This is a genomic window from Crenalkalicoccus roseus, from assembly GCF_004761865.1.
GTDB classification, from domain to species: Bacteria; Pseudomonadota; Alphaproteobacteria; order Acetobacterales; family Acetobacteraceae; genus Crenalkalicoccus; species Crenalkalicoccus roseus.
Genome location: NZ_SJDM01000051.1, coordinates 1 through 21,401 on the forward strand (window position 1 = coordinate 1; position 21,401 = coordinate 21,401).

General features: G+C 73.2%; 24 protein-coding genes and 2 pseudogenes. 17 read left to right on the plus strand and 9 right to left on the minus strand.

Annotated elements, in window-relative coordinates; all coding sequences use genetic code 11:
• From ET526_RS18705 to ET526_RS22180, 6 genes and pseudogenes are all read left to right on the plus strand, one after another.
• Positions 1-510: pseudogene (locus ET526_RS18705) on the plus strand (hypothetical protein); the annotation flags it as partial.
• 664 nt (positions 511-1,174) lie between these two features.
• Positions 1,175-1,303, plus strand: a complete 129-nt coding sequence (locus ET526_RS22450) for a hypothetical protein (protein WP_275668653.1) — start codon at positions 1,175-1,177, stop codon at positions 1,301-1,303.
• Between the two features lie 40 nt (positions 1,304-1,343).
• Complete coding sequence (locus tag ET526_RS22170) at positions 1,344-1,577, plus strand: hypothetical protein (protein ID WP_240048474.1); 234 nt, start codon at positions 1,344-1,346, stop codon at positions 1,575-1,577.
• A pseudogene (locus ET526_RS22175) lies at positions 1,507-1,764 on the plus strand (phage tail protein); the annotation flags it as partial. The gene ET526_RS22170 and the pseudogene ET526_RS22175, both read left to right, overlap by 71 nt.
• 275 nt (positions 1,765-2,039) lie before the next feature.
• Complete coding sequence (locus ET526_RS22455) at positions 2,040-2,171, plus strand: hypothetical protein (RefSeq protein WP_275668654.1); 132 nt, start codon at positions 2,040-2,042, stop codon at positions 2,169-2,171.
• Positions 2,147-2,407 (plus strand): hypothetical protein, encoded by a 261-nt coding sequence (locus tag ET526_RS22180; RefSeq protein WP_240048475.1) that lies wholly within the window; start codon positions 2,147-2,149, stop codon positions 2,405-2,407. The genes ET526_RS22455 and ET526_RS22180 overlap by 25 nt, the downstream gene beginning before the upstream one ends.
• 269 nt (positions 2,408-2,676) lie before the next feature.
• On the opposite strand, the gene ET526_RS18725 is transcribed toward ET526_RS22180, so the two are convergent.
• Entirely contained in the window at positions 2,677-3,381 is a 705-nt protein-coding gene (locus ET526_RS18725; protein WP_135470110.1) for a DJ-1/PfpI family protein, read from the minus strand.
• A 195-nt stretch (positions 3,382-3,576) separates the two neighbouring features.
• Between ET526_RS18725 and ET526_RS18730 the strand changes: the two genes are divergently transcribed.
• Positions 3,577-4,161, plus strand: a complete 585-nt coding sequence (locus ET526_RS18730) for a TetR family transcriptional regulator (protein ID WP_135470113.1) — start codon at positions 3,577-3,579, stop codon at positions 4,159-4,161.
• A gap of 101 nt (positions 4,162-4,262) precedes the next feature.
• Positions 4,263-4,694 carry a phasin family protein gene (locus ET526_RS18735; RefSeq protein WP_240048476.1) on the plus strand — a complete coding sequence of 144 codons (432 nt, stop codon included), beginning with the start codon at positions 4,263-4,265 and terminating at the stop codon, positions 4,692-4,694.
• Between the two features lie 38 nt (positions 4,695-4,732).
• Here ET526_RS18735 and ET526_RS18740 read toward each other — a convergent pair whose 3' ends face one another.
• From ET526_RS18740 to ET526_RS18750, 3 genes are read right to left on the minus strand one after another with little or no spacing between them, the layout of a single operon-like run.
• Positions 4,733-5,143 (minus strand): hypothetical protein, encoded by a 411-nt coding sequence (locus ET526_RS18740; RefSeq protein ID WP_135470115.1) that lies wholly within the window; start codon positions 5,141-5,143, stop codon positions 4,733-4,735.
• Positions 5,140-5,448, minus strand: coding sequence for a rod-binding protein (locus ET526_RS18745; RefSeq protein ID WP_135470117.1), 309 nt, complete (start codon positions 5,446-5,448; stop codon positions 5,140-5,142). The genes ET526_RS18740 and ET526_RS18745 overlap by 4 nt, the downstream gene beginning before the upstream one ends.
• Positions 5,448-6,578: a flagellar basal body P-ring protein FlgI gene (locus ET526_RS18750; protein ID WP_135470120.1), complete on the minus strand. Its 1,131-nt coding sequence runs from the start codon at positions 6,576-6,578 to the stop codon at positions 5,448-5,450. The genes ET526_RS18745 and ET526_RS18750 overlap by 1 nt, the downstream gene beginning before the upstream one ends.
• Positions 6,579-6,721: 143 nt before the next feature.
• Here ET526_RS18750 and ET526_RS18755 point away from each other — a divergent pair, with 143 nt between their 5' ends.
• Positions 6,722-7,147, plus strand: a complete 426-nt coding sequence (locus tag ET526_RS18755; protein WP_135470122.1) for a flagellar assembly protein FliX — start codon at positions 6,722-6,724, stop codon at positions 7,145-7,147.
• 132 nt (positions 7,148-7,279) lie between these two features.
• Complete coding sequence (dksA, locus tag ET526_RS18760; RefSeq protein ID WP_135470124.1) at positions 7,280-7,696, plus strand: RNA polymerase-binding protein DksA; 417 nt, start codon at positions 7,280-7,282, stop codon at positions 7,694-7,696.
• An 87-nt stretch (positions 7,697-7,783) separates the two neighbouring features.
• Here the strand turns inward: dksA and ET526_RS18765 are convergent, their stop codons facing one another.
• The 3 genes from ET526_RS18765 to ET526_RS18775 are packed head-to-tail and all read right to left on the minus strand — an operon-like array spanning position 7,784 to position 12,546.
• Positions 7,784-8,773: a Bug family tripartite tricarboxylate transporter substrate binding protein gene (locus tag ET526_RS18765; protein WP_135470127.1), complete on the minus strand. Its 990-nt coding sequence runs from the start codon at positions 8,771-8,773 to the stop codon at positions 7,784-7,786.
• A gap of 38 nt (positions 8,774-8,811) precedes the next feature.
• Positions 8,812-10,899, minus strand: coding sequence for a hydantoinase/oxoprolinase family protein (locus ET526_RS18770; protein ID WP_135470129.1), 2,088 nt, complete (start codon positions 10,897-10,899; stop codon positions 8,812-8,814).
• 3 nt (positions 10,900-10,902) lie between these two features.
• Positions 10,903-12,546: a hydantoinase B/oxoprolinase family protein gene (locus ET526_RS18775; RefSeq protein ID WP_135470132.1), complete on the minus strand. Its 1,644-nt coding sequence runs from the start codon at positions 12,544-12,546 to the stop codon at positions 10,903-10,905.
• Positions 12,547-12,674: 128 nt separating this feature from the next.
• On the opposite strand from ET526_RS18775, the gene ET526_RS18780 reads away from it, so the two are divergent.
• From ET526_RS18780 to ET526_RS18800, 5 genes are all read left to right on the plus strand, one after another.
• Positions 12,675-13,577, plus strand: a complete 903-nt coding sequence (locus ET526_RS18780; RefSeq protein ID WP_135470134.1) for a TauD/TfdA dioxygenase family protein — start codon at positions 12,675-12,677, stop codon at positions 13,575-13,577.
• 4 nt (positions 13,578-13,581) lie between these two features.
• Entirely contained in the window at positions 13,582-14,430 is an 849-nt protein-coding gene (locus ET526_RS18785) for a fumarylacetoacetate hydrolase family protein (protein WP_135470136.1), read from the plus strand.
• The gene (locus ET526_RS18790) at positions 14,427-15,659 is read left to right on the plus strand and encodes a CaiB/BaiF CoA transferase family protein (RefSeq protein WP_135470138.1); all 1,233 of its coding nucleotides are present in this window, start codon (positions 14,427-14,429) and stop codon (positions 15,657-15,659) included. Before ET526_RS18785 ends, ET526_RS18790 begins: the two co-directional genes overlap by 4 nt.
• 81 nt (positions 15,660-15,740) lie before the next feature.
• Positions 15,741-16,262, plus strand: coding sequence for a hypothetical protein (locus tag ET526_RS18795; RefSeq protein WP_135470140.1), 522 nt, complete (start codon positions 15,741-15,743; stop codon positions 16,260-16,262).
• 38 nt (positions 16,263-16,300) lie between these two features.
• Positions 16,301-17,044 carry a hypothetical protein gene (locus ET526_RS18800; protein WP_204623713.1) on the plus strand — a complete coding sequence of 248 codons (744 nt, stop codon included), beginning with the start codon at positions 16,301-16,303 and terminating at the stop codon, positions 17,042-17,044.
• Between the two features lie 17 nt (positions 17,045-17,061).
• Here the strand turns inward: ET526_RS18800 and ET526_RS18805 are convergent, their stop codons facing one another.
• Both ET526_RS18805 and ET526_RS18810 read right to left on the minus strand, forming a co-directional pair.
• Complete coding sequence (locus tag ET526_RS18805) at positions 17,062-17,928, minus strand: HpcH/HpaI aldolase/citrate lyase family protein (protein WP_135470142.1); 867 nt, start codon at positions 17,926-17,928, stop codon at positions 17,062-17,064.
• A complete protein-coding gene (locus tag ET526_RS18810; protein ID WP_135470144.1) occupies positions 17,928-19,019 on the minus strand; it encodes a Zn-dependent alcohol dehydrogenase in 1,092 nt (363 codons plus the stop codon). The genes ET526_RS18805 and ET526_RS18810 overlap by 1 nt, the downstream gene beginning before the upstream one ends.
• 123 nt (positions 19,020-19,142) lie before the next feature.
• On the opposite strand from ET526_RS18810, the gene ET526_RS18815 reads away from it, so the two are divergent.
• On the plus strand, positions 19,143-19,817 hold the full coding sequence (locus ET526_RS18815; protein WP_135470146.1) for a GntR family transcriptional regulator: 675 nt from the start codon (positions 19,143-19,145) through the stop codon (positions 19,815-19,817).
• Between the two features lie 66 nt (positions 19,818-19,883).
• Positions 19,884-21,374: an FAD-dependent tricarballylate dehydrogenase TcuA gene (tcuA, locus tag ET526_RS18820; protein ID WP_135470148.1), complete on the plus strand. Its 1,491-nt coding sequence runs from the start codon at positions 19,884-19,886 to the stop codon at positions 21,372-21,374.
• Positions 21,375-21,401 lie beyond the last annotated feature (27 nt).

Consider the following 21,401-nt stretch of genomic DNA (forward strand, 5'->3'; position numbering starts at 1 on the left):
GGCCACTTCCGAATGTTGCCAAGGTCGCCTACGGTGACTGAAAGCAATAAGCGCGTTCGTGGCAAGCGCTTCTCCGAGGTGCTGCAGGGCATCGGCCAGGACATCGCGCGCATCATCGCCCGGCGCACCATCACCGAGCCGCTGGGCAATGCCGTCTCCTCGGCGCTGTCGAGCTTTTCCTACGGCAGCCTGTTCGACGGCATCGGCTCGTGGCTCGGCGGGCTGTTCCGGGCGGAGGGCGGGCCGGTCGCGGCCGGCCAGCCCTACATCGCCGGCGAACGCGGGACCGAGTGGTTCGTGCCGCGCCAGTCCGGGACGGTATTGCCGAACGGCACCACGCCGGGCGGCACCACCATCAACACCTCCATCGCAATCGACGCGCGCGGCGCGGATTCCGGTGTCGAGACTCGGCTGCGGCTGCTCGCCGGGCAGATAGCCCGCCAGGCCTCGATGATGACGCTGGAGGCCATACGCCGCGGCGGCGCGGCCTACGACACGGTCAGAGGGTAGGGAGGAGGGGCGCGCATGACGGAATACGCTTGGCCGGCCGAGCTGCAGCCCAACACGCTGCGCTTCGTCTCGCCGATCACCCGGCAGGCGCAGGTGTTGCGGCGCGAGGGGGCGCGCTGGGTGGCCGAGCTCACCTTCGACCCGCTGAACGCCCGCCTCGCCGGCGTGCTGGAAGGCCTGCTCGCGGCGCTCGCCGGTTCGGTCAACACTCCGCCTGCGCGACTTCCGGCGCGAGTTCCGCACCGGCGATCCGCGCAGCCAGGGCGACGTGCCCTCGGACCCCTTCCCTTTCGACGACGCGACGATCTTCACCGACGGGGCGAGGATGGTGGTGGGCTCTGGGAACCCACCCCTAGCCGCTGGGGCATCGCGCTCTCCATCGCCGCCCAGGGGCTGGTACCCGAACGCGGTCGCGGTGGGCGCGGGCAACCACATCGGCATCGCCGGGTGGCTCTACATGGCGACGGAGCGCGTCGTGGCGTTCGGCATCGGCACCGCCACCACCCCGCTCGCGCCGCGGCTGCGCGCCGCGGCGCCGGGGCAAGCCGCTGGTGCTCACCCGGCCCACCGTCGCTATGCGTCTAGTCTCGGACGACGAGGCCGCCAGCCCGACTTGGCCAGACCGCTTCACCGCGATCACGATCCGCCTGGAGGAAGTCCTGTGATGGACGACATCACCGCCACGCCGCGCCTCCACGCCGCCGCCGCGGCCACCGCGCCGGTCGTGCTGGTCGAACTCGGCTTCGCCTCCAGCCCCTTCCGCGTCTGGACTGGGCTCGGCCCGCTGCACTGAGCCGGCATGGTTTTTGAAAGGGGTGGGCTCGATCAGCACCATGGGCGAGGTGGAGGAGACGGTCGAGCTCCGTGCCGTGCGCCTCACCCTGGTGCTCTCTCCGGTGCCGCAGGAGGTGGTGGACGGGGCGGAGTCGCGGGTCTCGCTCATCCGCGAGAGCCTACTGGTCGACCCCGAGCGCGCCGAGGTGCGCCGCTACACGGATGCGGCGCAATCTCTTCAACGGCGTGCGCGCGGTCTACGTCGATCCCGCGAAGAACTGGCAGCCGACTGACCCCCCGCCGCTGCTGGCCAGCAACTACGTTGCCGAGGACGGCGGCGAGCAGATCTACCGCGACCTCGACTTTCCGCTCACCACCTCGCCCTCCACCGTCCAGCGGCTGATGAAGGTCGAACTCCAGCGCAACCGCCGCCAGCGCGAGGTGGCCTTCCCGGCCAACCTCTCGGCGCTGCGGCTGCGGCCCTGGGACGGGGTGACCATCGCCCTCGACCGGGTCAGGCCCTTCCCGGCGCGGGTGACGGGCTGGCGGCTTTCGCCGGATGGCGGCGTGGATCTCACCCTCGCCGAGGAGGACCCGGCGGTGTGGGACTGGCCCCCCGCTACCGACGAGCGCGCCACCGGAGACAGCCCCTCGGTCGTGCTGCCGAACCCCGGCATCATCGCCGCGCCGGCGACGATCGCGGCGGAGACGCTGCAGACGATCTCGTTCGCCGCGCTCTCCGTCGCCTTTTCCCCGTGGGCTCCGCCTGCCTCGCCGACTACAAGGTGGAGTTCCGGCCGCTCTCCGTCGCCCTCTGGCAGGGCTTCGCGGGCGGGGTGGGCGCGGTCGGCGCGAGGCGCTGGTGCCGCCACCACCCACCGGCCTGACCGCCGCCGGCGGGATCCAGGTCTCGGGCAGCCTGCCGGGCGGCGTGGCCCACCTCCAGGTGTTCGAGGCGGCCAGCAGCGACCTCGCCGCCGCCACCAAGCTCCCCGCCGAACCCACCGCGCTGCCCTGGACCCGCACCGGCCTCGCCAATTATCTGCGCGACCGCAAGGCCGTGTCGCCCTCCGATTCCGGGGGCTTGGGCGACGGCGTCGCCAACGACACCGCCGCCACTTAGGCCGCGCCGCGGCGGACGCGAAGTTCTGCATCATCCCGCCCGGCACCTGGAACGTCTCCGGTACCGTCACCCTGCCGGGCGCCGCCCGCGGCCTGATCATGCAGGGCACCCTCCGCTACACCGGCACCGCGCCCAGGGGACGGCACGCCACCCGCCACGACCCCCAGCGAACCAGCCCGGTTCGTCTCGCCGCAAGCAATGGGAGACGAGGTTTGCCGACGCCCCCGCTGCCCGGATGCGCCGGGCAGCATGCGGCATCGGCCGCGGAATCACGCCGCGGCGAGGCGTGCCGCCACCCGTGCCACCAGCGCCTCGCGCTCCTCCCGCATGGCGGCGCCCCGGCGCCGCGCCCGCTCCAGCACCGCGGCGGGCGCGCCCTCCGGACTACCGGCGGCGAAGGGCGGGTCCGGCGCGTATTCGATCTGAAGCTGGATCGCCTGCGCCGCCTCCTCCCCGGCGATCTCGGCCGCGATGGCGAGCGCGAAGTCGATGCCGGCGGTGACGCCGCCGCCGGTGAACAGCCGCCCATCGCGCACCACCCGCGCCCGCACCGGCGTGGCGCCGAGGGCGGGGAGGAAGTCGTGGCTCGCCCAATGCGTGGTGGCCCGCCTGCCGCGCAGCAGCCCGGCCGCGCCCAGCACCAGCGCCCCGGTGCAGACCGAGGCGAGATAGCGCGCCCCGGCCGCCTGGCGGCGGAGGAACGCCAGCACCGCCTCGTCCTCCATCATCGCGGCGACGCCGGGGCCGCCGGGGACGCAGAGCAGGTCGAGCTGGGGGCAGTCCGGCAGCGCCGTGTCCGGCAGGATGGCCAGGCCGGTGTCGCTGCGCACCGGCTCGAGCGTCTTCCAGAGCAGCCGCACCCGCGCCCCGGGCAGCCGCGCCAGCACCTCGAAGGGGCCGGTCAGGTCGAGCTGCGTCAGACGCGGGAAGAGCAGCAGGCCGATCTCGATCGGGCGGGCATCGGCGGCGGTCATCGGGACCCTCCTGGGAAGCCGGGGATGGGATACGGTGGCAAAGCCCGGCCCGCGGGAGAACCCCACCCGCCCCCCTTTCCTCGGCGCCATCCGGCGCCACACTCTGCTGGCCGCCCCGGGGCCGGGGCGGGACCTTCCGCAGAACGGCACCGGCGCGGCGCGCGGGCCGGCCAACCCCAATCCGGAACCGAGGCCATGGACGAGACCCCAACCGATCCCGAGACCCGGCTGGTCGCCGCGCTGTGGCAGGTGGTGGCGGCGCATGGCTGGGAGGGGCTGACCATGCGCCGCGTCGCCGCCGCCGCCGCCATGCCGCTCGAGGAGCTGCGCCAGCGCTGCCCGGGGCGGCTCGACCTGCTGCGCCTGCACGGGATGGTGATGGACCGCGCGGTGCTCGCCGGCACGGTGCCGGACCAGGGCGGCAGCGCCCGCGACCGGATCTTCGATGCCGTGATGCGGCGGATCGACGCCATGCAGCCGCACCGCGCGGGGATCCTGCGCCTGTTCGAGGATCTGCGGCGGGACCCGCTGCTGGCCCTGATGCTGCTGGCCGAGCTGCCCCGCTCCATGGCCTGGACCCTGGAGGCGGCCGAGGTGGAGACCGGCGGCCCGGCCGGGCTGCTGCGCGCCAAGGGGCTCGGCGCGGTGTGGCTCGCCACCCTGCGCACCTGGTCGCGCGACGACAGCGCCGATCTCGGCGCGACCATGGCCGCGCTCGACCGGGCGCTCGACCGGGCGGAGCAGGTGGCCCGCAGCCTGCGGCTTCCGGCGGCGGACTGAACCGGAGGCGTTTTGTTGCATCGCAACAGAGTTCTTTGACCATTGGTCGTGTCGGCCGTTAAACCCGACGGGAGGCACACGGCCTCTGCCAGGAGGGTGCAATGGCGGATCAGTCCTCGAACAGGCCCGACATGGACATGATGCGGATGCTGACGGAGTTCCGCATCCCCGGCATGCCGGACATGGATGCGCTGGCGGCGGCGCAGCGGCGCAACCTGGAGGCGCTCTCCGCCGCCAACCGGGTGGCTCTCGAGGGGGCGCAGGCGGTGGCGCGGCGGCACATGGAGATCCTGCAGCAGTCCATGACCGAGATGACCGAGGCGATGCGCGCCCTCGGCACCCAGGACTCGCCGCAGGACCGCGCGGCGCGCCAGGCCGAGATGCTGAAGGCGGCCTATGAGAAGGCCGTCAACAACATCAAGGAACTGGCCGACATGATCCAGAAGTCCAACAACGAGGCCCTGGCGGTGCTGAACAAGCGCTTCGCCGAGGCGATGGACGAGATCCGGGCGCTGGCGCAGAAATCCGGCTGAGGCCGGGCGGCCCCTTCCTGCCAGGGCCGCGCCGGCCCTCAGGCCCTGGTGGTGAGAGCCATGGCCTGCGCCTGGCGCGGCGCGGGGCGGCGGCCGGAGGCGCCGTAGCCCGCGCCGCCGGGACGGGGCATCGCCGCCCCGGCGATGGTCTCGATCACCCGCGACTGCACCGCGATGGCGCGTTCCAGCAGGCGCCGGTTCTCCGCGCCGAGCGCCTGCAGGCGCTCGGCCAGCTCCGCCACCGCTTGGCGCGTCGGCCCCTCGGCCCGCGCGCCGGTGCGCGCCGCCGCGGCATGGGCGGCGGCGAAGGCGTCGGTGGCCTTGATCTTGGTGTCGGCGAGGCCCGCCGCGCGCGGCATGTCGAGCGCCGCCAGCGCCTCGTTCTCCGCCCGCAGCGCCTCGGCCAGGCGCTGCCCGGCGGCGAGCACCGCCTCCAGCATCATCGTCATCGTCCGTTCTCCCCTTCGGCGCCGGCGGCCTGCCGGCGCAGCATCTCGCGCAGCACCGCCTCGGCGATGCCGATCCCCTTCCCGGCGCGCGCCGCGGCGCCGGCCATCGCCTCGACCAGCATCGGCCGCCATTGCGCCTCCGCCGCGCCGCCGCCGAAGGCGGTGCGGCTGATGTCGGCGGCGGCGAAGGCCGGCTGCAGGAGCTGGGCCAGCACCTGCGCCTCGAACTCCTGCGCGGCGCGGCGCATCGCAGGGGGCGCGGCCGCGGCCGGAACGGCGGGCGGGAGGGGGGCCAGGGCCTGCATCAGCGCAGCTCCAGCTCGGCCTGCAGGGCGCCCGCGGCCTTGATCGATTGCAGGATCGGGATCAGGTCGCGCGGGCCGACGCCGAGAGCGTTCAGGCCGCGCACCAGCTCCTGCAGCGTCACCCCGCCCTGCAGCACGCCGACGCGCCGCCCCGCCTGGTCGTCCACCTCGATCTCGGTGCGCGGCACCACCACCGTCTCGCCGCGGGCCAGGGGGTTGGGCTGGGCGACCTGCGGCATCTCGGTGATGCGGATGGTCAGGTTGCCCTGCGCCACGGCGACGGTGGAGACGCGCACATTGGCGCCCATCACGATGGTGCCCGACGCCTCCTCGATCACCACGCGCGCCACCTGGTCGGGCTCGATGCGGAGCTGCTCGACATCGGTGAGGAAGGCGACCGGGTCGCGCCCCCCGAGGGCGAGGGAGACGGTGCGCGGATCGGTGGCCGTGGCGACGGGCGCGCCCGCGGCGCCGTTGATCGCCGCGGCGATGCGCCGCGCCGTCGTGAAGTCCGGATTGCGCAGGGCGAGGCGGATCGTCGGCCGCCCCGCCATCGCATAGGGGATCTCGCGCTCCACGATCGCGCCGTTGGCGATGCGCGCCGCCGTCGGCACGCCGCGCTGCACGCTCGCCGCCGCGCCGCGGGCGGCGACGGCGCCGGTGGAGACGGCGCCCTGCGCCACCGCGTAGACCTCGCCATCCGCGCCGAGCAGCGGCGTGACCAGCAGCGTGCCGCCCATCAGGTTGGTGGCGTCGCCCAGCGCCGAGACGGAGACGTCGATGCGGCTGCCCTGGCGGGCGAAGGCGGGCAGGTTGGCGGTGACCATCACCGCGGCCACGTTCCGCGTCTCCAGCCGCGCCTCGTTGTCGCGCGTGTTGACGCCGAGGCGCTCCAGCATGCCGATCAGAGTCTGGCGGGTGAAGACGGCGGTGCGCAGGCGGTCGCCGGTGCCGGGCAGGCCCACCACCAGCCCGTAGCCGACGAGCTGGTTGTCCCGCACCCCCTCGATGTCGGCGATGTCCTTGATGCGAACGGACTGCGCCGCGGCGGGCGACAAGGCGTGGAGAAGGGCGAGGAACAGCAGGGCGGCGGCGCCGATCTTCGTTCTTGCGAAAGCAATTGCGGTCACGCTGCCCTCCGTCGCCACTGGCGGGGAAGAGGCAGCAAGGCCCGTGCCAGCCTTCCCCCGCCGAGGGGCGGCAGTTCCTGCCGCCCTGGGCGGCGCGGCTTGCCGGCGGCGGGCAGGAACCACCCCAGGAAGGAGTGCGTGGCATGCGGGGAATCGGTTCGGTCGGCGCGCCCACGGGCCCGGCGGCACGGCGCGGCGGGCGGCTCGGGGCGCGCGGCTTCGGGGTGGCGGCGGAAGGCGCGCCCGCGGCGCAGGCCGCCTACGGCGCCACGGGCGTGGCGGCGCTTAGCGGCGCCGGCCTGCTGGCGCTGCAGGCGATGGAGGATCCGGCGGCACGCGACGCTGCGGCGCGCCGCCGCGCCGAGGCCATGCTGGACGAGCTGCGGGACCTGCAGCTCGGACTGCTGGACGGAGCGGCGGAAATGGGCCGGCTGCGCCGCCTCGCCGCGCTGCGCGTCGGCGAGGATGGCGCCGATCCCGCGCTACGGGAGGTTGTGCAGGGCATCGCGCTGCGCGCCGCGGTCGAGCTGGCACGGCGCGGCTTCGATTCCCCTGCGACGGAACGGTGAAACCGCTGCGGTAATCGGCGATTGCAGGTCCGCAACCCCTTGGCGGTCGGGCGCGCCCGCCTGTATGGTCCGCCCGCGCTCGGGGCCGGGGCGACGGGCCCGGGACCACCGAGGGCACGGGACCGTCCAGACATGCTCATCACTTTGCCCCCCGACTATCGCCCCTCGGAAGACGAAGAGTTCATGAATCCGCGGCAGCTCGAGTATTTCCGCCAGAAGCTGCTGCGCTGGCGACAGGAGCTGCTGCGCGAGGCGGGCGACACCCTGGCCAGCCTCTCCGCCGGCGGGATCGCCGAGGCCGACCTGACCGACCGCGCCAGCGTCGAGACCGATCGGGCGCTGGAGCTGCGCACCCGAGACCGCGCCCGCAAGCTGATCGCCAAGATCGACCAGGCGCTGGAGCGGATCGAGAACGGCACCTACGGCTACTGCGAGGAGACCGGCGAGCCGATCGGCCTGAAGCGGCTGGAGGCAAGGCCGATCGCCACGCTCTCGATCGAGGCACAGGAGCGCCACGAGCGCATGGAGCGGGTACACCGCGACGACTGAGCCGATGCCCGGCTCCGTCCATGGCATTCTCCCCTCACTGCCATGGACGAGCCACCACCCCGCCGAGCAGGCGCCCGGCCCAGTCCCTCACTGCGGCCGGATGCCGCGCTCGCGGATGATGCGGCTCCACTTCGCGTTCTCCGCCGCGAAATAGGCGGGCCATTCCTCCGGGCCGCCGCCGATGACGGTGATGCCGGCGGCATCCAGGCGCTCCCGCACCTCCGGCGCGCGCAACGCCGCGACAGTTGCCGCATGCAGGCGGCGGATGACCGGCTGCGGGGTGCCGGCGGGGGCTAGGAAAGCGAAGTCGGTCGCGGATTCGAAGCCGGCCAGCCCGGCCTCCTCGATCGTCGGCACCTCGGGGGCGAGCGGCGCGCGCTCGCGGGTGGAGACGCCGAGCGGGCGCACCCTGCCCTCCTGGATCAGGGGCAGCGCGGTGATGACGTCAATGAAGGTGAGCTGCACCTCGCCCGCCAGCACCGCCTGCGCCGAGGGGCCGCCGCCGCGATAGGGCACGTGCACCATGTGGATGCCGGCCATGGACATCAGCATCTCCAGCGCCAGGTGGCTGGTGCCGCCGATGCCGGCGGAGCTGAAGTTCAGCCCGCCGGGTTGCGCCCGCGCCAGCGCCAGCAGCTCATTGAGGTCGCGGGCCGGCACGGAGGGGTGCACGCAGAGGATCTGCGGGCTGCGCGCCACCAGGCTGATGCCGGCGAAGGCGCGCTCATTGTCGTAGGGCAGGGAGGGCTGCAGGTAGGGCGCGATGGCGTAGGTGGAGTTGGTGCCGAACAGCAGCGTGTAGCCGTCCGGCCGCGCCCGCGCGACCGCGGCGTGGCCGAGCGTGCCGGTGGCGCCAGGGCGGTTCTCCACCACGAAGGGCTGGCCGAGATCGGCGCCAATGCGCTGCATCAGGATGCGCGCGATGGTGTCCGAGGAGCCGCCGGGGGCCCAGGGGTTGATCACCGTCACCGGGCGGCTCGGGTAGTCGGCGGCCTCCTGCGCCGCAAGCGGCGCGGGCAGCGCCGCCAGGGCGGCGGCCCCGATCAGGAGGCGGCGGGTGGCACGGGGCATCGTCATCTCGCCTCTCTCCAGCTTTGCAGGCCGGCCACGGCGGGTCAGGGCAACTCCAGCACCAGGTTGAGGTGCGCGTCCACTACGACGCGCGTGTCCGGGCCGACGACGCAGGTGGACTCCCGCTCCTCCACCAGCGCCGGGCCGCGGAACTCCATGCCGGGGCGCAGCGCATAGCGGTCGAGCACCGGGCATGTCAGCGCGCCGTGCCCCTCGAAGGTGACGGGGCGATGGCCGCGGGGCGCGAGGCTGCCCGGCCCCGTCGCGCCGGCCGCGCCGAGGCGGATGTCGCGCCCCGGGGCGGCGCAGGCGAGGCGCCAGGTCAGCGCCTCGATCGGCACCTCCTCCACCGTGCGGCCGAAGCGGGCGCGATAGCTGGCGAAGAAGGACTCGCGGATCGCCGGCAGGTCGGCCCCGGAAGGGGCGAGGGAGGGCAGCGGCACCGGGATCTCGAAGCCCTGCCCGACATGGCGCATCTCGGCGGAGGGGCGGAGCGTGATGGCGGCGGGGTCGGCCCCGGCCTCCTCCAGCAGGGCGCGCCCCTCCGCCGCCATCTCCGCGAACAGGGCGCCGACGCGGCCCCAGTCCAGCCGCTCCAGCCGCCCGACCAGGCTGCGCACCAGGTCGGTCGCCGGCGGCGCCACCAGGAAGCCGAGGGCGGAGGCGACGCCGGCGCCGAGCGGCACCACCACACAGCGGATCTTCAGCAGCCGCGCCAGGTTCCAGGCATGCACCGGCCCCGCGCCGCCGAAGGCGACGAGGGTGTAGCGCCGCGGGTCGCGCCCCTTCTCGGCGAGGTGCATGCGCGTCGCCGCCGCCATGGTCTCGTCCACGATGCGCTGCACGCCGAGCGCGGTGTCCACCACCGGCAGGCCGAGCCGCGCCGCCACGCCGTCCGCGAAGGCGCGCCGCACGCGTTCCGTGTCCAGCGCCATCTCGCCGCCGAGGAACCAGGCGGGGTCGAGGCGGCCGAGCAGCAGGTCGGCATCCGTCACCGTCGGCTCGGCGCCGCCGAGCCCGTAGCAGACCGGGCCGGGGCTGGCGCCGGCGCTGCGCGGGCCGACCTTCATCAGCCCCGAGCCCCCCTCGACGCGGGCGATGGAGCCGCCGCCGGCGCCGATCTCGATCATGTCCACCACCGAGACCTTCAGCGGCAGGCCGCTGCCCTTGACGAAGCGGCGCACCCGCCCGGCCTCGAACTCGAATTTGTGGTCGGGCGCGCCGTTCTCGACCAGGCACATCTTCGCCGTGGTGCCGCCCATGTCGTAGGAGACGACGCGGTCGAGGCCCGCGAGCCTCGCCAGGAAGGCCGCCGCCATGGCGCCGGCGGCGGGGCCGGATTCGATCAGGCGGATCGGGAACAGCTTCGCCTCGCGCACCGCGGCGATGCCCCCGCCCGAGAGCATGACGTAGAGCCTGCCGCCGAAGCCGATGCGCGCGAGCTCCGCCTCCAGCCGGTCGAGGTAGCGGCGCATGCGCGGCTGCACATAGGCGTTGGCGCAGGCGGTGGCGCTGCGCTCGTATTCGCGGATCTCCGGCGCCACCTCGGCGGAGAGGGTGAGCGCGAGATCGGGGTAGAGCGCGCGCACCACCTCGCCCGCGCGCCGCTCGTGACGCGGGTCGCGGTAGCTGTGCAGGAAGGCGATGGCGAGCGCCTCCACCCCCTCGCGCTCGACCAGGTCGCGCGCCTCGCGCCGCACCGCCTCCTCGTCGAGCGGCAGCAGCTCGTTCCCCTCCGCGTCCATGCGCTCCGGGATCTCGCGGCGGAGGTGGCGCGGCACCAGGCTGGGCGGTGCCTCCAGGAACAGGTCGTAGAGGTCATAGCGGATCTCCCGCCCGATCTCGATCGAATCGCGGAAGCCCGCCGTGGTCAGCAGCCCGACCTTCGCCCCGGTGCGCTCGATGATGGTGTTGGTGACGAGCGTCGTACCGTGCACCATGCTGTGCAGGTCGGAGGGGGAGAGGCCCGCCTCGCGCAACACCCGCAGCGTGCCCTCGATGATCGCCCGGGAAGGATCGTCGGGCGTGGTCAGCAGCTTGCCGGTGCGCACCAGGTTCCGCGCCGGGTCGTGCAGCACCAGGTCGGTGAAGGTGCCGCCGACATCCACCCCGACCCGCGCTGTCCGCGCCATGTCTCAGCGCCTCCCGTAGGGGGTGGGGTCGGTGACGTAGCCGTCGCGCAGGTCGGCGGCGAGCGCGGCCGGGTCGCGCTCCTCCGGCGGTCCGTAGCCGCCGCCGCCGGGATAGCGCATGACGAGACGCATGCCCGGCCCGATCGTGGTGCGGGATTTCGGGTGCGGGCGCGTGCCGTCGCTCATCGCGATCTCCGCCGGCGCGCCGGACAGGCCGCCGAGCACGCCCCCGGCCGGGTGGTCGCGCCGGTCGGAGAGCAGCGACAGGCGCAGCGGCCCCGGCGCGCGCACCTCGATCTCCGCCTCCTGCCCGAGACCCCCGCGATACCTGCCGGGGCCGCCACTGTCGGGGCGGAGCTGCTTGCGCCACACCACCAGCGGCGCGACGCTCTCGAAGGCCTCGATCGAGCCGGCGCCGGCATTGGTGGGGAAGGCGGTGGTCGGCAGCCCGTCGCGGTGCGGCGCTGCGCCCATGCCGCCCGAGGCGAACAGGATCTGGCTGAACCGGTCGCCGTGCCGGTCGAGGCCGGAGAACAGGCAGCGCATGGTCGGCGCGCCGCCGCATTCGGCGATGATCCGCTCCGGGATCACCGGCGCCAGCGCCTTGTAGATGGCGCCCGCCAGCAGGTGGCCGGTGAGCTGGCGTGCCGAGCAGGGGGCGGGGAAGCGCGGGTTGAGGATGCTGCCCTCCTCGGCCCGCACCTCGATGGCGCGGTAGCTGCCCTCGTTGCGCGGCGTGAAGGGGTCGAGCGCGCATTTCACGGGATAGACCGAGTAGGCGTGGGTGTAGTTCATCACGCAGTTGATGCCGCGGTCGATCTGTGGCGAGGTGCCGGCGTAGTCGATCACCATGCGCTCCCCCCGCACGGTGACGGCGCAGGCGATGCGCGTCACCTGCTCGTCGAAGCCGTCGGCCTCGATGCGCGCCGTCCAGGTGCCGTCGGGCAGGGCGGCGATGGCCTGGCGCATGGCGCGGTCGGCGCGGGCGTGCAGGGCGCGGCCGAGCGCCTGCAGGTCGTCGAGCCCGGCGTCCTCCAGGAATTCGGCGACGCGGGCGGCGCAGACCTCGTTGGCGGTGACCTGCGCCTCCAGATCGCCCAGCACCTGCCCAGGAACGCGGGTGTTGGCGAGGAACATCTCCACCACCGCCTCCTGTCGCCTCCCTTCGCGCAGCAGCCGCACGGGCGGGATGCGGATGCCCTCCTCGAACACCTCGCGGCAGTCGGCGGACCAGAGGGCGCCGCCGACATCGGGCGAATGGGCGATGGAGCCGGCGAAGCCCACCAGCCGCCCGCGGTGGAAGATCGGCGAGACGGTGGTGATGTCCGGCAGGTGTCCGGTGGCGAGCCAAGGATCGTTGGTGATGACGCAGTCGCCCGGCCGCCACGCCTCGCGCGGGAACTTCGCCAGGAAGTGCTTGGTCGTGCGTGGCAGGATGCAGGAGAAGCTGGCGATGCCGCCCGTGTTCTCCGAGATGCTGTCGCCATTCGCGTCCATCAGCACGGTGGCGAAGTCGTTGGATTCCCGCACGATCGTGGAGAAGGCGGTGCGCAGCAGCGCCGCCGCCGCCTCGTCGGCGATCGAGATCAGGCGGCTCCACAGGATCTCCAGCGTGATCGGGTCGAAGCCCTCCTCCTCCTCCGCCATGCGCGCCTCCCGGCCTGCCCGGTGACGAGGCTAGAACCTTCCCCTCTCGGGCGGCAAGCCGAGGCGCCCGGTGGCCAGCGGCGGCGAAGCTGCTAGGATCGGCGCGCAGAGACGCGGGAGGAACGAACATGCTCACCATCGAGCCCACCGGAGGGATCCTGGGCGCGACCGTGCGCGGCGCGGATCTGTCGCAGCCCCTGTCGGACGCCGATTTCGCCGCCATCCTGCGCGCGCTCGGCGAGCACGGCGTGCTGCGCTTTCCCGGACAGACGCTGACCGCGCCGCAGCTCCGCGACTTCTCGCGGCGCTTCGGCCACATCCAGGGCTCGGTCACCGGCAGGTTCCACCACAGGGAGGCGCCCGAGGTCGGCATCCTCTCCAACATCGTGGAGAACGGCGAGCCGATCGGCATCGCCGATGCCGGGCAGGACTGGCACACGGACATGTCCTACACCGCGACCAAGGGCTTCCTGAACGTGCTCTACGCCGTGAAGGTGCCGGTGCGCGACGGCAGGCCGCTCGGCGACACTGTCTTCGCCAATATGCACGCGGCCTACGAGGACCTGCCGGCGGAGGTGAAGACGCGCCTCGCAGGCATGACCGCGACGCACGACTTCAACAAATTCTGGGAAAAGATGCGCCGCCGCCCCGGCAGCCCCCGCGCTCCCCTCACGCCCGAGCAGCGCGCCAAGCGCCCGCCCGCGGTGCACCCGATCTTCCTGACCCATCCCATCACCGGCCGCCCCGTGCTCTACTGCAATCCGGGCTACGCGGAACGCATCAACGAGCTGGACGAGGCCGAGAGCGCGCGGATGCTGGAATACCTGTTCGCCCACCAGCTCCAGCCGAAGTATCAGTGGACGCACCGCTGGACGGTCGGCGACGTGCTGGTCTGGGACCACATCGGCACGCTGCACAACGCCATTCCCGACTACCGCCCGGACGAGCCGCGGCTGATGCTGCGCTGCCAGGTGATGGCGGAGACCATCTTCGATCCCGCCTTCCGGCGCCAGTGGCACCTGGCGGCCTGAGGCGATGCGCATCGTCAGCTTCGCCACCGATGCGGGGCCGTCCTTCGGCCTCGTCTTGGGAGGGGGGATCGTGGATCTCGGCCGCCGGGTGCCCTACCCGGGCGTGAAGGCAGCGCTGGAGGCCGGGGCGCTGGAGGAGCTGGCGCGCCACGAGAGGGAGGCGCCGGACCTCGCGCTCTCCGACGTCACCTTCCTTCCCGCCGTGCCGCAGGAGCGCAAGGTGATCTGCGTCGGGCTGAACTACCGCGCCCATGTCGCGGAAGCCGCGGGCCGGGAGGTGCCGGCGAATCCGCGCGTCTTCGCCCGCCTGCCCGATACCGTCATCGGCCATGGCGCGCCGATGTGGCGGCCGCGCAATTCGATCCAGTTCGACTACGAGGGGGAGCTTGCCGTCGTCATCGGCAGGCCGGGGCGGCACATCCTGGTGGAGCGGGCGCTCGAGCATGTCGCGGGCTACACCTGCTTCAACGACGGCAGCGTGCGCGACTTCCAGAAGCATTCCGTCACCGCGGGCAAGAACTTCCCCTGCACCGGGCCGCTCGGCCCGTGGCTGGTGACGGCGGAGGAAGTCCCGGATCCGGCGGCGCTGACCCTGGTGACGCGGCTGAACGGGCACGAGATGCAGCGCGCCTCGACCGGGGACATGATCCTTTCGGTCGAGGACCTGATCAGCTACGTCTCCGCCTTCACCCCGCTCGCGCCCGGCGACGTCATCGCCACCGGCACGCCGGAGGGCGTCGCCAGCGCGCGCAGGCCGCCCACCTGGATGCGGCCGGGCGACGTGGTGGAGGTGGAGATCTCCGGCATCGGCGTGCTGCGCAACCCCGTGGCGGCCGAGGAGGAGGTGGCGTGACGGAACCGCCGCGCCCGCGCCGCCTGCGCTTCGACCCCGACGCCACCGGCCCGCTGCGGGGCGTGCGGGTGGTGGACCTCTCGCGCCTGGTCGCCGGCAACATGCTGACCAAGGTGCTGGCCGACCACGGCGCCGAGGTGATCAAGATCGAGCCGCCGGAGGGCGACACGCTGCGCGCCTGGCGCACCGAGGGGGTCTCGACGAGCTGGAAGGCGCTGTCGCGCAACAAGCTCTCCGTCTGCCTCGACCTGAAGCGTCCCGAGGGCGTGGCGGTGGTGCGGCGGCTCGCGCGCGATGCCGCGATGCTGGTGGAGAGCTTCCGCCCCGGCGTTCTGGAGGCGATGGGCCTCGACCCCGCCGGCCTGCTCGCCGACAATCCGTGCCTCGTCGTCGTCCGCATCAGCGGCTGGGGGCAGACGGGGCCGTACCGGCACAAGCCCGGCTTCGGCACGCTGGTGGAGGGCTATTCCGGCTTCGCCGCGGTGAACGGCTTCGCCGACCGCGAGCCGGTGCTGCCGCCCATGTACATGGCCGACGGCTATGCCGGCCTTTACGGCGCCGCCGCCGCGCTGATCGCGCTGCGCCACGCCGAGGCCGGCGGCGAGGGGCAGGTGGTGGACCTGTCGCTGTTCGAGCCGATCTTCACCATGATGGAGCCGCAGCTCGCCAATTGGCGCCTGACCCGGCGGCTGAAGCCGCGCACCGGCAGCCGCAGCACCAACGCCGCGCCGCGCAACGCCTACCGCACGAAGGATGGCGCCTGGGTCTGCCTCTCCGCCTCCACCCAGGGCATGACGGAGAAGCTGTTCCGCAGCATCGGGCGGGAGGAGCTGATCGCCGATCCGCGCTTCGCCACCAATGCCGACCGCGTGCGCAACGGCGTCGAGCTCGACCGCATCATCGCCGGCTTCATCGCGGCGATGACGCTGGAGGAGACGCTGGCGCATTTCGACCGCGCCGGCGTCACCATCGGGCCGATCATGGACGCCGCCATGCTCGACCGGGACCGCTACGTCGCCGAGCGCGAGGCGGTGATCGAGGTGCCGGACGAGGAGATGCCGGAGGGCTGGCTGCCGATGCACGGCTTGGTGCCGCGCCTCTCCGCCACGCCCGGCGTCCTGGCGCGGCCGGCGCCGGCGCTCGGCGAGCACAACGACGCCGTGCTCGGCCCGGCGCTTGGTGAGGCGGAGCTCGCCCGGCTGCGCGCGGCGGGGGTGGTGCGCGGCTGACGGAACGCCGTGCGCGGCTTCCCGTTAGGGGCGCGACGGCGCTTCCGCGCAGCGGACGCCGTGACAGACGGGAACGGAACGATGCGTTCGACCATCCTTCGCCTCACGCTGCTCGGCACCGCCCTCGCCATGCCCGCCGCCGCGCAGATCTCGCCTGCCACGCCGGACGCCCGCCCCCCGGCCGCGGCCGCCACGGAGAGCACGCGGCCGGAACTGCCCCCGCCGGCGCCCGCCGTCACCAGCGGCGCCAACATTCCCCACACCCATCCCGACCGCACGGCGGCCGGGCCGCTGCCGCAGCCACCCGAGGGTCGGCCGCAGGACGGCCATGTGCTCGGCGGCGCCACCACGCCGCTGCGCGAGGCGGAAGGCGGCCGCACCGCGGCGCAGATGGATGAGGGCGTGCAGCGCGGGCCGCTGGAAACCGGCGCCAACAGCTTCACCGAGCAGCAGGCGCGCAGCCGCATCGAATCGGCGGGCTTCACCAATGTCGGCCCGCTGACCCTGGACGGGCAGGGCATCTGGCGCGGCCCGGCGATGCGCGACGGCCAGCAGGTGACGGTCGGCCTCGACTTCCGCGGCAATGTCGCGGCGCTGCAGTAACGCCTCTGCTCCCGGAACGGACACACGGAAAACCCGACATGGCCACCCGTACCATCGCCCGCCTGTACGACAGCTACGCCGACGCTTCCGCCGCCGTGCGCGACCTGCAGGAGGCAGGCTTCCCCCACGCCGACATCAGCCTGATCGCCAGGGGCAGCGGGCAGGACCGCCCGGCCGAGGTCGCGCCGGAGCGTGACGGCAGCCAGGCCGGCGCGGCCGAGGGCGCGGGCACCGGCGCCGCCATCGGCACCCTGGTGGGCGGTGGTGCCGGGCTTCTGGCCGGCATCGGGGCGCTCGCCATCCCTGGCCTCGGTCCGGTGGTGGCGGCGGGCTGGCTGGTGGCGGCCATCACCGGCGCCGGCATCGGCGCCGCCACGGGCGGCGTGATCGGCGCGCTGGTGCAGGCCGGCATCGGCGAGGAGCACGCCCATGTCTATGCCGAGGGGCTGCGCCGCGGCGGCAACCTGGTGACGGTCCGCACCGATCATGTCCGCATGGCGGAGGCCGAACGCATCCTCGACCGCCACAATCCGGTGGACATCGAGGCGCGCGGCAGCGAGTACCGCGCCGGCGGCTGGACCCGCTACGATGAGGCCGCGGCGCCCGTGCCGGGCGTGGAGGGGCCCGCCGACGCCAGGCCGTCGCGCCCCGCGGAGGACGCGACCGACGTCGCCGGCCTGCCTCACGGCACGGGCATCGGGCGTGACCGCGCCGATGATCTGGCGCCGCCCGGCCTGTCCGACCGCCCCGACGCGCAGCCGGACCATCCGCCGCGCATTTGAGGCGCGAGGCGCCGGCCTCAGCGGGCGCGGGCGAGCAGCCGGCGCGCCCGCGCCACCACCGGCTCGTCCAGCATCTGCCCCTCGAAGGCGATGGCGCCGACGCCGCGCGCCAGCGCCTCCTCGAAGGCCGCGACCATGCGGCGTGCGCGCTCGATCTCCTCCGGCCGCGCGCCGTATTCCTCGTTGATGATCGGCACCTGGGAGGGATGCACGCAGCTTGCGCAGGCGAAGCCGAGCGCGCGCGAGCGGCGCAGCATGGCGCGGTAGCCATCGAGGTCTGACAGCCCTGCTACCGTCCCGATGAAGCCGAGCGGCAGGATGCCGGCGGCGCGCGCGGCGATCAGGCCGAGGCGCTTGGGCAGGTCCAGCGCGTCCGGCCCCGCCTCGGCGCCAAGATCGGTCGCCAGATCCTCCCCACCCACGCCGAGCGCCACGAGACGGGACGAGGCGCGGGCGATCGCCTCCATCCGCGGGATGGAGTCTGCCGTCTCCACCAGGCCGATCAGGCGGGTGCGGCCCTGCGGCGCGCCGGCCGCTTCCTCCGCCTCCGCCACATGCTCGGCGAGCAGCCGCACATGGTCCGGACCAAGCAGCTTCGTCAGTACCAGCGCGTCGGCGCCGGCGGCGACCGCCGCCTCGATGTCCGGGACGGCGAGGCGGAGGGGCCGGTTGACGCGTACGCAGACATCGGCGCCACCCCTGCGCGCCATCGGTACCGCCTCGGCAAGCGCGGCGCGGGCGACGGCTTTCGCGGAGGGCGCGACCGCGTCCTCGAGATCGAGGATGATCGCGTCCGCGCCGCGGGTGTGCGCCTTCTCGACGAAGCGGCGCTCGGTGACCGGAACGTAGAGCAGCGAGCGCCAGGCGGGCAGGTCCGGCCGCATCAGGCGATGCCGAAATCGATGAGCTGGCGCACCACCTGCCCGCCCTTCAGCCGCTCGAAGCCCTCGTTGATCTCGTCGAGGCGGATCCTGCGGGAGATCAGGTGGTCGAGCTTCAGCCGCCCCTGCCGCCACAGCGCGAGCAGCCGCGGCATGTCGGTGCGGAAGTGGTTGGAGCCCATGGAGCTGCCCTGGATCTTCCGCTCGCGCAGGAAGTCGAAGCCGTGCAGCTCGATCTTTACGCCGAAGGGCACCATGCCGACGATGGTGGCGGTACCGCCGGGCCGCAGCATGGCGAAGGCCTGCTCCGCGGTCGCCTTCAGGCCGAGGCACTCGAAGCTGTACTCGACGCCGCCGCCGGTCATGTCGCGGATCTGCTGCACCGGATCCTCGTTGCCGACAAGGATCGTGTCGGTGGCGCCAAGTTGCCTTGCCAGCTCAAGCTTCTCCGGCAGCCGGTCGAGGGCGATGATGCGCGAGGCGCCGGCGAGCGCCGCGCCGTTCACCGCGGCCAGCCCGACGCCGCCGCAGCCGATGATGGCGACCACGGCGCCGACCGGCACCCGCGCCGTGTTCATCACCGCGCCCACGCCCGTCATCACGCCGCAGCCGACCAGCGCGGCGCGGTCGAGCGGGATCTCGGGGTCTATCTTCACCAGCGCGTGCTCGTGCACCAGCATGGTCTCGGCGAAGGAGGAGAGGTTGAGGAACTGGTGCATCTGCCCCTCCTTCTCCCAGGAGAGGCGGCGGGACTGGCCAGGCTGCATCTTCACCTCGGTATCCTCGCACAGCACCGTCCGCCCCGCCGTGCATTGCGGACAGGCGCCGCAGAACACCGAGAGGCAGGAGATCACGTGGTCGCCCGGCTTGAGGTAGGTGACGTCTTCGCCCACCGCTTCCACGATGCCCGAGGATTCGTGGCCGAGCACCGCCGGCAGCGGGTGCGGGTAGAGCCCCTCGATGAAGTGCAGGTCGCTGTGGCAGAGGCCGGCGAAGGCAGTGCGCACCAGCACCTCCTTCCGCTTCGGCTTGGCGAGCGAGACCTCCTCGATGGTCATGGGCTGGTTCGGGGCGTGCAGCACGGCGGCCTTCATGCGCGTCTCCTCTCGGACGTTGCGGAACGCTACCCCGCGGCCGGGCCGGGTGGAAACACCCCGGCTGCGCGCCATCCCGCGGAACCCTTGCGGCGGGTCTACATACGCATGTATGCATATGCCATGCGCCACCCGCCGAAGCCGCAGGCCGCGCCCCCGACGGACGGTCTCAGCCTGGCCGACCGGGCCTATGAGCGGTTCCGCGAGGAGCTGCGCCGCGGTGCGCTCACCCCCGGCCAGCGGGTGCTGGAAACCGAGATCGCGGCGCGCTTCGGCATGAGCCGCACACCGGTGCGCGAGGCGATCCGCCGCCTGCAGTCGGAGGGGCTGGTGGCGCAGCTTCCGGGACGGGGCCTCTGCGTCGCCCGCTACGGCCATGCCGAGATGGACGAGCTCTACGTCATGCGCGAGGCGCTGGAGGGCACCGCGGCCCGCCTCGCCGCGCAGAATGCCGGGCGGCCGGACATCGCGCTGCTGCAGCGCCTGGTGGCGGAGGAGGCGAACCTGCCGGCGGCCGCGCTGGCGGAGCACAACCGCCGCTTCCACCGCGCCCTGCACCAGGCGGCGCACAACCGGTACCTGTTGCGGGCGCTCTCCTCCATCTCCGACGCCCTGCTGCTGCTCGGCCCCACCACCCTGGACATGCCCGGCCGCGCCGCGGCGGCGCGGGAGGAGCACGCCCGCATCGTCGCCGCCATCGCAGCGCGGGACGGGGCGGCGGCCGAGGCGGCGGCGCGCGCCCACATCGCCGCGGCGCATGAGGCGCGGCTGGTGCTTGCCGCCGCGATGGAGGGCTGAGCCCCGGCCTGGACAGGCCGAGCAGTCGTGTATACACCAGTGCACAGGAACGGATCGGAGGGCGCCATGGCCGAGGACAGCTTCGACGTCATCGTGGTGGGGGGCGGCAACGCCGCCTTCTGCGCCGCCCTTTCGGCGCAGGAGCAGGGCGCCCGCGTGGTGATGCTCGAGCGCGCCCCGGAGGAGGAGGCCGGCGGCAACACCCGTTTCACCGCCGGCGCCATCCGCTTCGCCTATCGCGGCGTCGAGGACCTGAAGGCGATCATGCCCGACCTAACGGAGCAGGAGATCGCCCAGACCGATTTCGGCACCTACACCGAGGACCAGTTCTTCGACGACATGTTCCGCGTCACGCGGAACCGCACTGACCCGGCGCTGTGCGAGATCCTGGTGCGACGCAGCTTCGAGACCATGAAGTGGCTGCACGGCAAGGGCGTGCGCTTCGCGCCCATCTGGGGCCGCCAGGCCTTCAAGGTGGAAGGGAAGTTCAAGTTCTGGGGCGGGCTGACGGTGGAGGCCTATGGCGGCGGCCCCGGCCTGGTGCAGGCCGAGACCGAGGCGGCGCGCCGGCGCGGCATCGAGATCCGCTACGCCAGCCGCGCCATCGCAATCCTGCACGACGGCTTCAGGGTGCAGGGCGTACGGGTGAAGGCGCCCGGCCGGATCTACGAGCTGAAGGCGCCGGCCGTGATCCTTGCCGCCGGCGGCTTCCAGGGCGATGCGGAATGGCGCACGCGCTATCTCGGTCCGGGCTGGGAACTGGCGAAGGTGCGCGGCACCCGCTTCAACACCGGCGACGGCATCAAGATGGCGCTCGAGATTGGCGCCTCGCCCTTCGGCAACTGGTCGGGCTGCCACGCCGTGCAATGGGATTTCAACGCCCCGGAATACGGCGACCTCGCCGTGGGCGACGCCTTCCAGAAGCATTCCTACCCCTGGGGCGTCCTGGTCAATGCCAATGGCCGGCGTTTCCTCGACGAGGGTGCGGATTTCCGCAACTACACCTACGCCAAGTACGGGCGCGTGGTGCTGGAGCAGCCCGGCAACTTCGCCTGGCAGGTCTTCGACCGCAAGGTGCTGCACCTGCTGCGCGACGAGTACCGCATCCGCCAAGTGACCAGGGTGCGAGCCGACACGCTGGAGGAGCTGGCGGGCAAGCTCGAGGGGGTGGACGGCACGGCCTTCCTTGAGGAAATCCGGCGCTACAACGCTGCGGTGCGCCAGGACATCCCCTTCAACCCCAACGTCAAGGACGGGCGCCGCACCGAGGGGCTCGGGGTGGACAAGACCAACTGGGCCAATACGATCGAGGAGCCGCCCTTCGAGGCCTATCAGGTCGGCTGCGGCATCACCTTCACCTTCGGGGGCCTTCGCATCGACACCGAGGCGCGGGTGCTGGATGCCGATCAGGCGCCGATCCCGGGCCTCTATGCCTGCGGGGAGCTGGTCGGCGGCATCTTCTACTTCAACTATCCGGGCGGCTCCGGGCTCATCAACGGGGCGGTGTTTGGCCGGCTGGCCGGCGCCACGGCGGTGGCGGACCGGAAGGTCGGTTAGGCCCTGTTAGCGCCTGAACGCTGGCGT

Bases quoted from the DNA above. Each gene is read 5' to 3' on its own strand.
- tcuA (WP_135470148.1), top strand. From the start codon at position 19,884: ATGGCCGAGGACAGCTTCGACGTCATCGTGGTGGGGGGCGGCAACGCC.
- ET526_RS18725 (WP_135470110.1), bottom strand. From the start codon at position 3,381: ATGACCGCCGCCGATGCCCGCCCGATCGAGATCGGCCTGCTGCTCTTC.
- ET526_RS18730 (WP_135470113.1), top strand. From the start codon at position 3,577: ATGGACGAGACCCCAACCGATCCCGAGACCCGGCTGGTCGCCGCGCTG.
- ET526_RS18745 (WP_135470117.1), bottom strand. From the start codon at position 5,448: ATGCAGGCCCTGGCCCCCCTCCCGCCCGCCGTTCCGGCCGCGGCCGCG.
- ET526_RS18770 (WP_135470129.1), bottom strand. From the start codon at position 10,899: ATGGCGCGGACAGCGCGGGTCGGGGTGGATGTCGGCGGCACCTTCACC.
- ET526_RS18810 (WP_135470144.1), bottom strand. From the start codon at position 19,019: ATGAAGGCCGCCGTGCTGCACGCCCCGAACCAGCCCATGACCATCGAG.
- dksA (WP_135470124.1), top strand. From the start codon at position 7,280: ATGCTCATCACTTTGCCCCCCGACTATCGCCCCTCGGAAGACGAAGAG.
- ET526_RS18765 (WP_135470127.1), bottom strand. From the start codon at position 8,773: ATGACGATGCCCCGTGCCACCCGCCGCCTCCTGATCGGGGCCGCCGCC.
- ET526_RS18780 (WP_135470134.1), top strand. From the start codon at position 12,675: ATGCTCACCATCGAGCCCACCGGAGGGATCCTGGGCGCGACCGTGCGC.
- ET526_RS18815 (WP_135470146.1), top strand. From the start codon at position 19,143: ATGCGCCACCCGCCGAAGCCGCAGGCCGCGCCCCCGACGGACGGTCTC.
- ET526_RS18800 (WP_204623713.1), top strand. From the start codon at position 16,301: ATGGCCACCCGTACCATCGCCCGCCTGTACGACAGCTACGCCGACGCT.
- ET526_RS18805 (WP_135470142.1), bottom strand. From the start codon at position 17,928: ATGCGGCCGGACCTGCCCGCCTGGCGCTCGCTGCTCTACGTTCCGGTC.
- ET526_RS22170 (WP_240048474.1), top strand. From the start codon at position 1,344: ATGGGCGAGGTGGAGGAGACGGTCGAGCTCCGTGCCGTGCGCCTCACC.
- ET526_RS18735 (WP_240048476.1), top strand. From the start codon at position 4,263: ATGGCGGATCAGTCCTCGAACAGGCCCGACATGGACATGATGCGGATG.
- ET526_RS18755 (WP_135470122.1), top strand. From the start codon at position 6,722: ATGCGGGGAATCGGTTCGGTCGGCGCGCCCACGGGCCCGGCGGCACGG.
- ET526_RS22450 (WP_275668653.1), top strand. From the start codon at position 1,175: ATGGACGACATCACCGCCACGCCGCGCCTCCACGCCGCCGCCGCGGCC.
- ET526_RS18775 (WP_135470132.1), bottom strand. From the start codon at position 12,546: ATGGCGGAGGAGGAGGAGGGCTTCGACCCGATCACGCTGGAGATCCTG.
- ET526_RS18785 (WP_135470136.1), top strand. From the start codon at position 13,582: ATGCGCATCGTCAGCTTCGCCACCGATGCGGGGCCGTCCTTCGGCCTC.
- ET526_RS18740 (WP_135470115.1), bottom strand. From the start codon at position 5,143: ATGACGATGATGCTGGAGGCGGTGCTCGCCGCCGGGCAGCGCCTGGCC.
- ET526_RS18795 (WP_135470140.1), top strand. From the start codon at position 15,741: ATGCGTTCGACCATCCTTCGCCTCACGCTGCTCGGCACCGCCCTCGCC.